We start from the raw sequence: 13,270 nt of genomic DNA on the forward strand, positions 1-13,270 counted from the left end.
GATCACATCAATCGACACGCTCAAGCAATAGTTCAGTCAACTCTCCAGGCTTCAGCTCTACCGCTTCGCCGAGACAGGACTCGTGAGCGCTACCAACCCGCCAAGTCTTCCCTACGGCCCAAGACTGGCGTGTTGCACCGGCATTAAGCACGCTGAGCTTCAGCTGCCTTACTTCGGCATACGTCACAGCCAATGGAACCAGCTTTGAAGGCAGCGACGGCAATCCTGACCATGACACCTTGAGATCAGAAGGCCCCAACCAGCCCGGCTCTCGAAAAGCCAACGCTGCCTGAGGCACAGCCTCCCGACTCCAACCATCGGGAACAGGCATCAGTGCTAATCGCTGACGATGCCAACCCCGATCAGCCGAGGGATCTGGCCAGGTAGCCCCTCTAAGCAGAGAAACACCAAGCCTGTCTGGGCACACCTGAACCCCCTGAGGTCCATCCAATAACACCGCAAGGCCACCACCCGGCGCCGCCGACTCGCTCGCCAACCAGGAGATCACAGGAACCTCCCAACGTGCTTTTTCCCTAGCCGTCATAGCTTCAGCAGGACGTTCAATGACTCCACCGCTGGTATCCGCCGCCCATCTCACCGCTGAGCAAGCCAGGGGAACCTCCAAACGCAGTAGCTCATGACTTTGACGCCAATCCACGCCTAGACGCAGCTCGAGCCAGGGGCAATCAGCTCTCAGCTGCACATCAAGGCGCAGAGCACTGCTCCCAGCCCAACCTCGCAAGACCAAGCGCGCTACAAGAGGTCCGCGCTCCACCAGCTCCATCGAACCATTCCAGTTCAGAGCCAATGGATGCTGGCGATAATCTGCCGCCAGATCCCAGGCGTCCCAAAATTCGCCACGATCGCGAAAAAGCCCCCAAATCAGAGGTCCTGCCAACTGAGGTGTCCCGTTCCGATCCCAAAGTTGCTGCAAGCCTTCGGCACCAAAATCAGCTTGCAAAAGGCCATTACTAATCCGCCAACCGCCTTGATCAAGGGGCTGAATCTGCACAGCCCCACGAACAGGTAAGCCATCAAGAACATCTAAGGCCTTACTGACACAACGCTGAAGCGGAACTGCTATCACCCCTTGCTGCACAGGCAACTGCACCCAGGTTCCGCCTCCCTTGGCCTCTTGGCATGGAAGCTGCCTACCGGCGCTGCCCCATTGATCTCGTGGCAATCTCAGCACAGGCGACCAACGCTGTAGTGGCTGTAGACCCATCCAGACCCAGCACCCAGCAGGAGACTCTGGATCGAATCGATCGGAGCAGGACACCCCACTGCGAAAAAGCTGCTGCAGATGCTGATCGCGGCTCCGCCTTGATTCACGACATGACGATCGCCAGACCGGCTCAGCCTGCTCAAACACTTCAGGAATCGATGTGCCTGGAAGGATGTCGTGAAATTGCTGAAAGAGCAAAGGCCGCCAATCTGGCAATGAAGATGCAGAGGTTCCAGGAACGTCAGCCCTATCGCCAAGCTGGCAAGCCAGCAAAGCTATAGCCAGGTCGACTTCCCTCAAAAGCCTTTCAAGGTGTCGGTTTTGACGCTTCTGATCGGGACGGGTCGTCGCACAACCACGATGAAGCTCCAAATAGAGCTCATCACGCCACACCGGCAAAGTCTCAGCATGAGCTTCAAGCGTCGCAAGGTAAGCCCTTACTGTGCCCGGCCTCTGGGGCAAAGCCTGAGGATGATCCTCCCAAAGCTGCAGCTGCTCTAGCATTTCTGCAGTGGGGCCACCTCCATGGTCGCCAACACCCGGAACCCACAAAGCCTCTTCAACAGCGGTAGACGCCTGCCAAGACCGCTGCTCGCGAAGCATGGCCATCGGATTCCCATCAGTGCCAATTGGCGGAAGCATCAGCGCTAGCACCTCAGCCTGGCCACGACTGCACCAACGAAACAGTCGATGCGGGAAGGGATTACTGGCATTCCAAGACAGTTTATGGGTGCAGAACCAACGGATTCCTGTCTGGGTAGCTACCGCTGGCAAACCAGCGGCAAAGCCAAAGCTGTCTGGAAGCCAGGCCAACTGATGGGGCCACTCCGGAAATGCTGATCGGCTGTACTGCTGTCCAAGCGTGAACTGTCGCCAAAGCGAAGCAGTGCTCACCAGCACACAATCAGTCTCGACCCAAGGGCCATTGATCGGCTCCCAACGACCTGCCCGACTTGCATCCTGAAGCGCAGCAAAAAGAGTTGGACGGTGATGTTCAACCCACTGATAGAGAGCTGGCGAGGAGTGGCTGAAATGGAAATCAGGAAATCGCTGCATCAGGTGCAGCACAGAGCGGAACGTGCGCTCTGCCGCCTGCCAAGTGTCAGCCACTGACCACAACCAGGCCAAATCAAGATGGGCATGGCCGATCCAATGGATCAGCCCCGGCGGCTGCGCTGCATTGCGTAGTTGCTGGTCGACAGCCACGGTTGCCTCCTGACTGTGGGGATCCAGCTCAAGCCAATCCTCCGGCAACACCTCTCCCACCTCTAAATAGAGCGCCAGCGCTTCAGGCAGCAGAACCTGATCTAGATCCACTGCACCGGCCCTGGGTTCCAGCACCAACTCACTGTTGATCAACGCGCCATCGTCATGGATAGGACTCCTCAACTCCAGCAAGAGTGTTAGAGGTCGCTCCCAAGGGATCGATTCAGGAAGGCTCCACCGACAAGTGGTATCGAACAGATCCCCCTCATGCACCAACACACCATCCACCCACAGCCTCATCTGATCAGCCCACCAACCCAAGACCAGCCGCAAACAACTTGCTTGAGCTTGTCTCCAAGCCTCCGGACAAAGGATCTCCTGCTGCAATTGCAGCCATACTCCGCCTCGAGGCCAGACCAATAAACCCCTGGCAACCCAGTCGGGTCGATGGATTTGAGCCCAATCATCTTGAAGCAGAGACCGCCGATCACGATCCCCTACGCGATACCAACCTGGCTTGAGATCCCACCGAGAGCGACTTCGAAAAGTTTCAATCCACGCCAATCGTCGGGCTTGAAGCTGCTCCTCCATCCCTAAGTGTCCTCTATGCGCCATAAGATGTCATCGATGTACTAGAAGCTGAACGGTCTCTCCATGCTCGCCCTCAAGCTCTCCGTTTACTCGGTCGTCTTCTTCTTTATTGCGGTTTTCGTCTTCGGCTTCTTGGCCAGCGATCCTGCGAGGACACCAGCCCGTAAGGATCTCGAAGACTAAAAGCCTTTGCAAGCGAAACTTCTCGGGTCACGCAACACACTGGACTGAGGCCTGCTCAGATCTTCCATCAATTATGGGAAGATCAGCTGCCCCAGCTGAAGCCTATTGGCGGCGAACAGTCCCCCAACCCTTCTTGTTGGGCTCTTACTTGCTACAGGGTTAATCCCTGCTGAGGCAAATTCTCAGTCAAGCAACTCATACAAAGAAGGCACCTCCTCGCCCACCCAAGCGGCTCCCATCGCAAGATCAGGGGGGCAGTTGAGGCAATCAACAGGCCTTCAACGCCAGCCCAGCCTTCCAGAACAATCTCCCGAACCTCCCCTAGAGCTCAAACTTCGGGCTAACAGCCAACGCTATGACGCCCGACAAGAGCGTTTTATCGCTGAAGGTAACGTCAAGGCCGTTCTCAATGGAGGCCTCCTTCATGCAGACCGCATTGAGTTCGACAGCAACTTCAACACCCTTTATGCCAGGGGTAGCGTTAATTACCGCAAGGGATCTCAGTACTTCCAAGCCAGTTCCCTCCGCTACAGCCTGATTCAAAAAGAAGGGGAGCTTAAGGACGTCTATGGCGTTCTAGATCTCGACAGCGCAGCAATCGACCTTGGCCCCAATTCACTCGATGCAGCTCAGATCCCACAAAGCCCCTCAAACCCACGACGGCACCTAGCAATACAAGAAAGTGAAAGCCTCGGGTTCCCCACAGCTTTAGACGTTGAATTAAACAGCACCACCGCTGGAGCCATCAGCAGCCAGACCGCTTCAACAACGATCTGGGATCAAAGTCTTGCCCAAAGCAATCAATGGGTCCAGCTAGATCAGCCACCGCAATCGTCCGAGACATCTCGAAAAGACGCAAACAATCAACCAGGCATGGCCTGTCCACCTGTGCTGCCGCCGATACCAGATTGGCATCCCCATCCCTGGGCCGTAACGGCTTGGGGTGGCCAGATGATTGATTCAAATTTTGGAGACACCTTTCTGTTCAATGGCCGAATGAGGGAGGAATATCTCCTGGGCCTGGGTCTGCAGAAAAGAATCGCTCGTGCAGGCCCCTTCGCTCTTGAACTGGAAGCAGACCTCTTTGCTCACCATGCCAACCAACAAGCTGGTGGAGCATTCAATCAATCGGTACCATTTGCAGACACACCTGCCCAGAGCTTTGGTGAAGGTGTACTGGGTATCGGAGCACGGCTATGGGTACAACCGTGGTTGAGTTTTGGCGTGATCGAGGGAATCAGCTTCAATACGGCCTATAGCAACTATGAGAAGACCTACCGAGAGGACTATGCAAAATTGCTCAACTATCTGAGCTTTGAGCTTGAAGCCGCAGTATCACAACAACTCTCTCTTGTGGGACGCATTCACCATCGCTCAGGAGCCTTCGGCACCTATAGCGGTGTCAAGGAAGGAAGTAATGCTTACCTTGTTGGCTTGAGATACCGCTGGGGCCAAGACAAAACAGCACCGCAGCAAGTTGACGTTCCGCCACCATTGGGTTGTCCTGACCCCGATCGTGCTAATCGAACAACTCGCCAAGGGCTCCAACAGACCCTTGAGTCGATCACCCTTGGAGAGGGTGACCCTAAAGCCCAAGCAGAAGCTCTCCCTCTTGGCACCAGACCTCCCCAAGCTGTTGCCACGCGACAAAGACTCGCCCAGACGAATTCATCGACGCTCTCTCCAGCAGAGCAAGAAGCATTGCGCGCCAAGGCAATTGCCAAGATCGATCAACGTATTAGCAGCATCCAGTTCCAACAAGCCCTTACCATTGGATTGCAAAGAGGAAATCTGGCCTCAGCAAGGGAAGTAAGAGAAACAAATGCATATGGTGGAATCAAAGTTTCTCAATTAAACAGAGTATCGAACACTAAATTAATCACAGGATCAATCAGCCGCTGGAGGATTCAAGCCGCCAAGGTCACGATCAGCCCAGAGGGATGGAGAGCAGATCGCATGGGCTTCTCCAATGATCCCTATACACCTTCTCAAACGCGTATTGACGCCGAAGATGTTATCGCCACTGAAGAACCCAGTGGCGATATTGTGATCCAAAGCAGCCGGAATCGACTCATTATAGAGGAGCGTTTTCCTATCCCAGTCTCCAGAAACCAAACCATCAAAAAGCAGGAAGAGGTTGAGAACCGTTGGGTATTTGGCATCGACAATGAAGATCGAGATGGTTTCTTTGTTGGTCGTGATCTAAAACCTATCGAGCTAACAAAAAACTACACCCTCTCCCTCCAGCCTCAATTCCTTTTACAGCGAGCCATCGACGGAGAGACCAACAGCTACGTTGCTCCTGGCACCTCAATTGACAGCAGCAAAAGAACTCAGTCCATTACAGCTGCTGACTTATTCGGCCTAGAAGCAGAGATAACTGGGAAGACTTGGGGGTGGGACATTGATATTAATGCTGACATAAGTACCTTTAATCCTCTAAACATTGCTGACGGAAGCCGTTATTGGGTAGACCTCAAAAATGAGTTTGATATTCCTATTGTTGGCAATATTGATGCACATATCTTTGGGGCTTATCGCTACAAAGCTTGGAACGGATCACTGGGAGAAACAGATATCTACTCTGCTTATGGAACTTTAGTTGAGAAGCAAGGCAAGTGGCGCTGGGGTAAACTAAGAAACAACTTCCTCATTAGGGCTGGCGCAGGTAACTATCAAGCGGAATCATTTACTAGTGAAAATCTTTCAGATCTATGGCGTGTCAACTTCTATGGATCTTGGAATAGTAGATACCCAATTTGGCGCGGCAAACCTACTGCACTCACACCAGAAGCAGCCTACCGATATTCCCCTTTAGCAATCGTACCTGGACTCGACTTCAGAACTAATCTAAGAGCCTCATTAAGCGCATACAGCAGTGAAGTTAATTCAAGTCAAAACACCTTCACTTTTAGCGCTGGGCCAACCCTTACACTAGGAACATTCAGCAAACCTTTCCTAGACTACACACAACTTTCGCTAAGCGGTGGAATAACTCTAAAACAAGGCGAAAGCCCATTTGAATTTGACCAAGCCGTTGACTTAGGGACATTTGGGATAGGCATCAACCAACAAATTGCAGGCCCTTTAGTACTTAGTGCAGGCATAGGAATGAATGTAGACCCCGACTCCATTTACTACGGTGACATCATTAACTCAAACATCGAACTGCGCTGGCAACGTCGTTCCTATGACTTCGGTTTCTACTTCAACCCCTACAAAGGCATCGGCGGCTTTCGTTTCCGTCTTAATGATTTCAACTTCACCGGCACCGGCGTACCTTTTGTTCCATATACACCCATCAATCAATTCGATCAATTTGAAGAGCACCTCTTCTAATTCAGTTGATCAAGGAGCACCACCATAAATCAAATGACTACCGGTTAAATCAGCACCGGCAAACTGCATTCCTTCCGTACGCACATCTGGCGAGTAAGCATTGATCACCACAGCCTCACGTAAGTCTGCACGCCGCAAGTCTGTCCCACTCAACTCAGTATTCGTAAGCACCGCCCCATTGAGCTGAGCATCATCCAAGCGAGCACCACTTAGATCAGCACCCTCAAGATTCGCTCCCTCAAGACGAGCACCCCGCAGATCAGCATCGCGAAGGTCTACACCAATCAAATGAGCATCACGGAGGTCTGCCCCGCGCAAATCACAACTCCTACACGCTCCGCATTGGTGCAACTGCTCCATCTGTGTTGTAAAAGGCTCAACATTGAGCGACACCACTGACGCTGCAAATGCTGGAGGAGCTAACAGAACGAGCACCACAGTCCAGATGTAACGGAGAGAAACCATGACCAGCTCGCTTTCTCTTTTCATAGACACGCTGCAAATGATCTGCCGCAGCAAATCACTAAAAATTCAATCTTCCGTGTCCTCAACAAACAACATTCAATGCAGAGACGCCACAAAATCATTGAGGTATGGGAGGTCTGCCATCGTGCGCTTTAGGGCTGCGTCCTGAGCCACCAACTGCGATGTGGCATCCCAACGTCCGCTAAGCAGCATCTCGCGATGGCCAGACTCAATCTGTAAATCCCATGAACCCGCAGCACTCGTCAACTGCTGAGCCTGAAGATTGAAGACCCAGCTCTGCGACGGTTCCGCTGCTACCGCCTGCTGCAAGGCATCAATCTGAGCAAAGGCGGCAGTTGCACATGGAATTCCCAGCGCTAGACAGTTGCCATAGAAGATTTCTGCAAAGCTCTGTCCAATCAGCGCACGGATACCCCAGCGCATCAAAGCTTGAGGTGCATGTTCACGACTAGAACCACAGCCGAAATTATCATTAACAACCAAGATCGAAGCACCCTGATGAACCTTCAGGTCGAAGGGATGTGAACCACCCAGTTCCAAGCGATCATCCTCAAAAACCTGATCTCCCAGCGCCTCGAAACTCACACATTTAAGAAACCGGGCTGGGATGATCCGATCCGTGTCAATGTCGTCACCACGCAACATCACGGCCCGGCCCCGAACCTGGTCTATAGGGCCATGAGGGAAAGGTATAGCCTCAATCGTCATTGGTGGAAGCTTTGAGAAGGAACAGTGTTGCTGATTAGCTTGCGCACATCAGTGACCTGGCCGGTAATGGCAGCAGCAGCCACCATTGCGGGACTCATCAACAAGGTGCGGCCTCGGGACGAACCCTGCCGCCCCTTGAAATTCCTGTTACTGGAACTTGCACTGATCTGCCGCCCCTCAAGACGATCAGGATTCATTGCCAGACACATGGAACAGCCTGGTTCACGCCATTCAAATCCAGCCTTCCGAAAAACACCATCAAGCCCCTCTGCTTCCGCAGCCCTGGCAACTTGTTCCGACCCTGGCACCACAAAGGCCTTGATCCCTTTTGCTACATGGCGGCCCTTGGCAATAGCGGCAGCAGCCTTTAAATCACTAAGACGACCATTGGTGCAACTGCCAATAAAACAAACATCAACTGGAACCCCTTCAATCGCCATTCCCGGCTCCAAATCCATATAGCGACAAGCTTCCTCGGCGATTGGACGTTCACTTGGCTCAAGCGAATCAGCAGTCGGTACCGATTCGTCTACAGCAATGCCCTGACCGGGAGTGATGCCCCAGGTCACCATGGGCGCAACACTGGCCGCATCAAACGTCACCTCATCATCAAAAACAGCATTGGGATCACTGGCCAAGCTCCTCCACCAGGCCACTGCCCGATGCCAAGCCTCCCCAGTAGGCGCATAAAGCCGTCCTTGCAAATAGTCAAAAGTGACCCCATCAGGATTGACATATCCGCAGCGGGCGCCTCCCTCAATCGCCATATTGCAGAGGGTCATGCGTTCTTCCATGGAGAGCACATCAATGGCTGGTCCGGCGAACTCATAGGCATAGCCCACGCCAGCTTTAACCCCAAGGCTTCGGATCAGATGAAGGATCAAATCCTTGGCATGAACCCCGCAACCAAGCTGACCGTCGACCCAGATCCGGCGTACCTTGAGCTTGTTCATGGCAAGACTCTGACTAGCAAGCACATCCCGCACCTGGCTGGTACCGATGCCGAACGCAATGGCGCCAAACGCCCCATGGGTAGACGTGTGTGAGTCACCACAAGCCACAGTCATGCCCGGCTGGGTCAGCCCCAACTCAGGAGCTATCACATGCACGATGCCCTGGCGACCACTGCCAAGGCCGCAAAGAACAATCCCGTAGTTGGCACAGTTTCGTTCCAAGGTGCTGAGCATCTCCTCAGCCAAAGGGTCAACAAACGGACGCTTCTGACTGATCGTCGGCACGATGTGATCAACAGTCGCCACGGTGCGCTCAGGGCACCGCACCGGCAAACCCTTGTCCTGCAAAGCAGCGAAAGCCTGCGGGCTGGTGACCTCATGGATCAAATGCAAACCCACAAATAACTGAGTGGATCCACCAGGCAGTGCAGCCACCCGATGGAGATCCCACACCTTGTCGTAGAGGGTGCCGGAGCTCAAGGTTCAGAGGCAGTAGCCGAAAACCTTAGCTCCCATCCAGCAGGAACCTGCGCAGCCGATCGAGACTGCGAACCACACTCAGCTCCTGAATTGCCAACCTTCCACGACGAACACCGAACTGCACAGGGCTTGCATCACAGCCATGCGGTCCAGCTACTGCGATATGCACTAACCCCACAGGCTTGGCCTGCGTACCACCGCCAGGGCCTGCCACACCGCTCACCGCAATGGACCAATCTGCCCCCAGCCGTTGACGCGCGCCTTCAGCCATAGCCCGCACCACAGGATCCGAAACTGCACCGTGCTGATGCAAAAGGTCTGTGGATATCCCCAGTAGGGCTTGCTTAATGGCATTGCTATAAGCAATAAACCCGCCAAGAAAAACCTCAGAAGCTCTCGGAACAGCAGCCAAAGCGGCACCAACTCCGCCACCTGTACAAGACTCTGCCACTACAACGGTCTCACCTCGTTGACGCAACAAATCCAGCACAACCGAAGCCAAGCTCTCATCATCCGAGCCATAACAGAACAAGCCGGTGCGATGACGGAGCTCTGCATCCACTGGATCCAATAGCTGCCTCGCTTGCTCCACCGTTGCCCCTCGGGCCGTGATCCGTAGTTTCACCTCTCCCAGGCCGGCATAAGGGGCCACTGTTGGATTGCCCTGCTCAAGCAAATCAGCCACCTCTTCAGCCAGCGTGGATTCAGCAATGCCTGTAAACCGCAATAGCCGACTCACAAAGATGTCAGCCACTCCTCCGTGCTGACGCAGCCATGGCACGGCTTTCTGGGACCACATCTGCTTCATTTCAGAAGGCACACCCGGAAAGGTGAGCACAGTGAACCCCGGCCGAGGACACCAGATCATCCCCGGCGCAGTGCCGGAAGGATTTGGAAGGATTTCAGCTCCACGAGGGAACAACGCCTGCTTGCGATTACTGATTGCAGAAATGCTGCCGCCAGCAGTGAGCTTGGCCTGAATCTCGAACCAAAGTTCTGGACGTTCCTCAAGCGGCGTATCAAAAGCAGCCGCCAAAGTTTCAGTAGTCAGATCATCAGGCGTTGGTCCTAGGCCACCAGTGGTGATGAGAATCCGACTGCGATCAACAGCCTCCAAAACTGATTCTTTGAGACGTTCAACGTTGTCTCCTACAACAGTTTGGCGGTAATGAGGGAGCCCCAGAGCAGCCAGCTCCTCAGCTAACCAACGAGCATTGCTATTAAGGATGTTGCCAAGCAACAGCTCCGTGCCAATGCAAAGGATCTCAACGCCATGCCTAGCCGAAGCCTCAGCCATGTCCATCGCGATAGACACGTGGATCACTAGGAGCTGCAAGGGGGCCAGAAGGGTCTACGAAGACACCTTCAGCACTACGTTGACGACGGCTGATCACGACTGTCGCCACGAGAATGGCTGTCGCTAAAGCCAGCCACAAAAAACGCATTTCAGCATTGGCCACCACGAGGGCCAATGCTGCTAGCCATTGTGTAAACACGTAGATCAACAACACCGTTCGGCGATGACTGAAGCCGGCGCGCAGCAGACGGTGATGAAGATGGCGACGATCAGGGTAAAAGGGAGAACGGCCTTCCCGCAAACGCCCCATAATCACTGCCGACATATCAGCCAAAGGCAGAGACAAAATCAACAGTGGCAGCAACAGACTGACGGTAGTGAGTCCCTTGGCTGGTCCCACGATGCTGATTGCTGCCAAGGTAAAGCCAAGGAAATAGGAGCCGCCATCACCCATAAAAATGCGGGCTGGATTGAAGTTATGGCGCAGAAAACCAAGACAACAGCCCGCCAAAGCAGCTGCCAGAAAACCTGCAGCCACTTGATGAAGTGAAAAACTGACCGACACAAGACCAACAGCGGCAATACCAGCCACTCCTGCCGCAAGACCATCAAGACCATCTAGCCAATTGATGGCATTGGTAATACCCACAAGCCACACCAGCGTGGCAGCAAGGCTAAGCAAATCCGGCAAGGCAATTAAAGAAGAAGAGCCTTCCCCCAACCAGGGGAACTCAATCGTTCCAATGCGTACCCCCTGAGTCCACATCGCAAACGCAACGGCCACCTGTCCTGCCAAACGAGGCCAAGGAGACAAAACGAACAAATCATCTGCCAGGCCAATCACAAAAAAGCAAAGAGCCCCCGCCAGAGTGGACCAGATCAGCTGATCCTTCGCAGGCGCAAGTAAACCAAACCCCCCCAGCCCCCATGTCACTGCCAGAGCCAAACCAAATCCCAGCACCATGGCGATGCCACCAAGACGCACCATCGGAGTGCTGTGCTGCTTGCGGGAATCAGGCTGATCAGTGAGACCAAGGTGAAGGCCAAGCGCCCGCACGAGTGGGACAACCAAAGTGGTAAGCACAGCAGCTATCACAAAGCTCGCCGTAGCAAAAGCAAAGGGGCTGCTCGCGAGAGTCAAGTTCGCTCCTGTAGCAAGCGACCTAAAGAAGGGCCGATGGAATGAATCCTAGGCAGAGCAAACCTGTGATTCCAGAGCGAAGGGCCAGTCAAGCAAGCGCCGGCTGGAGGGCACCCCTGTAGAGAGGGAAATGGCCACAAAGTTGTCTCACCCGTTCCAAGCACTGCGCCTTGATCGATTCATCTTGCGGTTTAAGCAAACGATCTGCAATCACATCAGCAACCTCACGGAATGCCTCCTCATCAAAGCCACGAGTTGTGAGCGCCGCCGTGCCCAAGCGCAGACCACTGGTCACAAAAGGCGACTCAGGATCAAAGGGCACTGTGTTCTTATTGGCGGTGATGTTCACGTCACTGACAAGCAAATCAGCAACCTTCCCGGTCATCCCAATGCTGCGCAGATCCAGCAAGACAAGATGATTATCTGTTCCTCCACTCACCACCGCAATCCCGCGCTCCTGAATGCGACCAGCAAGAACCTGGGCATTCGCCACCACCTGGCAGCTATAAGCCTGGAACTCTGGCTGAAGAGCTTCTCCTAAGGCCACAGCCTTGGCTGCGATCACATGTTCCAAAGGGCCGCCCTGACTGCCAGGAAACACTGCCTTGTCAAACTTACGGCCAAAGTCCGCATCACGACAAAGGATTAAGCCGCCTCTGGGGCCACGCAATGTCTTGTGGGTGGTCGTCGTCACCACATCACAGTGGGCGATAGGACTCGGATGGACCCCAGCCGCAACAAGGCCGGCAATGTGTGCCATGTCCGCCAACAAGTAAGCGCCCACCTCATCAGCGATGCTGCGAAAAGCAGCAAAATCGATCGTGCGGGGATAGGCCGAGTAGCCGCAGATGATCAGTTGAGGACGCTCTTTCAGGGCCAGCTGACGAACAGCCTCCATGTCGAGCTGCTGACTATCACGCTCCACGCCGTAATGAACGACATTGAACCACTTGCCGCTGACATTGACAGGAGAACCATGAGTGAGATGCCCCCCATGAGATAGATCCATCCCCATGATGGTGTCACCGGGCTGCAACAGCGCCAGGAAGACGGCGAAGTTGGCCTGCGCGCCACTATGAGGTTGCACGTTGGCCCAAGCCGCACCAAAGAGCCGCCGAGCACGCTCGATCGCCAACTCCTCAATCGCATCGACATGCTCACAACCGCCGTAATAGCGCTTATGGGGAAGACCTTCGGCGTACTTGTTGGTGAGCACAGAACCCTGAGCCTGCATCACAGCTTGCGAAGTGAAGTTCTCACTGGCTATCAGCTCTAGATGGGTCTCCTGACGTTGCCTCTCCTGATCGATCAAGCCTGCAATCGCCGGGTCGGAATCCGTCAGGGCAGCATTAATAGAAGCCAAGAAGCGATCCGTCATTTACAGAACCCAACAGTTTTCGGATCGTAGGCAATGGTTCTTCACGTCTTAAGCACAGCCCTAAGACCGCCGCCGGACCCAAGTGCAAAAAAAAACTGCCCGAAGGGCAGTTAATCAGCGCGCCTGGAGAGATTCGAACTCCCGACCCTCTGATCCGTAGTCAGATGCTCTAATCCGCTGAGCTACAGGCGCTTAGAAGGAAACATCAGACTTCATCATGGGGGCCTTCGTCAACCGAGTCTCATCCAAGCGCCACAATCGAGAGATCTACAAGGACACTGCT

9 protein-coding genes and 1 tRNA gene are annotated in these 13,270 nt (G+C 54.1%); 2 read left to right on the top strand and 8 right to left on the bottom strand.

From position 1 onward, the window contains the following. Nucleotides 1-7: 7 nt before the first annotated feature. Complete coding sequence (locus tag SIB41_RS09115; RefSeq protein WP_413358330.1) at nucleotides 8-3,046, bottom strand: alpha-mannosidase; 3,039 nt, start codon at nucleotides 3,044-3,046, stop codon at nucleotides 8-10. Nucleotides 3,047-3,085: 39 nt separating this feature from the next. Between SIB41_RS09115 and SIB41_RS09120 the strand changes: the two genes are divergently transcribed. Both SIB41_RS09120 and SIB41_RS09125 read left to right on the top strand, forming a co-directional pair. After that, entirely contained in the window at nucleotides 3,086-3,205 is a 120-nt protein-coding gene (locus tag SIB41_RS09120; RefSeq protein ID WP_011827047.1) for a photosystem II reaction center protein I, read from the top strand. Nucleotides 3,206-3,310: 105 nt separating this feature from the next. Then, nucleotides 3,311-6,544: a DUF3769 domain-containing protein gene (locus SIB41_RS09125; RefSeq protein ID WP_413358333.1), complete on the top strand. Its 3,234-nt coding sequence runs from the start codon at nucleotides 3,311-3,313 to the stop codon at nucleotides 6,542-6,544. A gap of 9 nt (nucleotides 6,545-6,553) precedes the next feature. Here the strand turns inward: SIB41_RS09125 and SIB41_RS09130 are convergent, their stop codons facing one another. The 7 genes from SIB41_RS09130 to SIB41_RS09160 form a co-directional block, all read right to left on the bottom strand. Beyond that, complete coding sequence (locus SIB41_RS09130; RefSeq protein ID WP_413358336.1) at nucleotides 6,554-7,009, bottom strand: pentapeptide repeat-containing protein; 456 nt, start codon at nucleotides 7,007-7,009, stop codon at nucleotides 6,554-6,556. A gap of 96 nt (nucleotides 7,010-7,105) precedes the next feature. After that, nucleotides 7,106-7,738, bottom strand: a complete 633-nt coding sequence (locus SIB41_RS09135) for a 3-isopropylmalate dehydratase small subunit (RefSeq protein ID WP_413358338.1) — start codon at nucleotides 7,736-7,738, stop codon at nucleotides 7,106-7,108. Continuing rightward, the gene (gene leuC, locus SIB41_RS09140; RefSeq protein WP_413358340.1) at nucleotides 7,735-9,171 is read right to left on the bottom strand and encodes a 3-isopropylmalate dehydratase large subunit; all 1,437 of its coding nucleotides are present in this window, start codon (nucleotides 9,169-9,171) and stop codon (nucleotides 7,735-7,737) included. Before leuC ends, SIB41_RS09135 begins: the two co-directional genes overlap by 4 nt. 25 nt (nucleotides 9,172-9,196) lie before the next feature. Next, complete coding sequence (locus SIB41_RS09145; RefSeq protein WP_413361491.1) at nucleotides 9,197-10,468, bottom strand: competence/damage-inducible protein A; 1,272 nt, start codon at nucleotides 10,466-10,468, stop codon at nucleotides 9,197-9,199. After that, nucleotides 10,461-11,609: an MraY family glycosyltransferase gene (locus SIB41_RS09150; protein ID WP_063420464.1), complete on the bottom strand. Its 1,149-nt coding sequence runs from the start codon at nucleotides 11,607-11,609 to the stop codon at nucleotides 10,461-10,463. Before SIB41_RS09150 ends, SIB41_RS09145 begins: the two co-directional genes overlap by 8 nt. A gap of 88 nt (nucleotides 11,610-11,697) precedes the next feature. Continuing rightward, nucleotides 11,698-12,987 carry a serine hydroxymethyltransferase gene (glyA, locus tag SIB41_RS09155; protein WP_413358342.1) on the bottom strand — a complete coding sequence of 430 codons (1,290 nt, stop codon included), beginning with the start codon at nucleotides 12,985-12,987 and terminating at the stop codon, nucleotides 11,698-11,700. Nucleotides 12,988-13,105: 118 nt separating this feature from the next. Next, nucleotides 13,106-13,179: transfer RNA gene (locus SIB41_RS09160), tRNA-Arg, on the bottom strand. Between the last annotated feature and the right edge of the window lie 91 nt (nucleotides 13,180-13,270).

This window comes from Prochlorococcus sp. MIT 1201 (genome assembly GCF_047303415.1).
In the GTDB taxonomy this organism is placed as follows: Bacteria; Cyanobacteriota; Cyanobacteriia; order PCC-6307; family Cyanobiaceae; genus Prochlorococcus; species Prochlorococcus marinus_D.

Bases quoted from the DNA above. Each gene is read 5' to 3' on its own strand.
- glyA (WP_413358342.1), bottom strand. From the start codon at position 12,987: ATGACGGATCGCTTCTTGGCTTCTATTAATGCTGCCCTGACGGATTCC.
- SIB41_RS09135 (WP_413358338.1), bottom strand. From the start codon at position 7,738: ATGACGATTGAGGCTATACCTTTCCCTCATGGCCCTATAGACCAGGTT.
- SIB41_RS09145 (WP_413361491.1), bottom strand. From the start codon at position 10,468: ATGGCTGAGGCTTCGGCTAGGCATGGCGTTGAGATCCTTTGCATTGGC.
- SIB41_RS09130 (WP_413358336.1), bottom strand. From the start codon at position 7,009: ATGGTTTCTCTCCGTTACATCTGGACTGTGGTGCTCGTTCTGTTAGCT.
- SIB41_RS09120 (WP_011827047.1), top strand. From the start codon at position 3,086: ATGCTCGCCCTCAAGCTCTCCGTTTACTCGGTCGTCTTCTTCTTTATT.
- SIB41_RS09115 (WP_413358330.1), bottom strand. From the start codon at position 3,046: ATGGCGCATAGAGGACACTTAGGGATGGAGGAGCAGCTTCAAGCCCGA.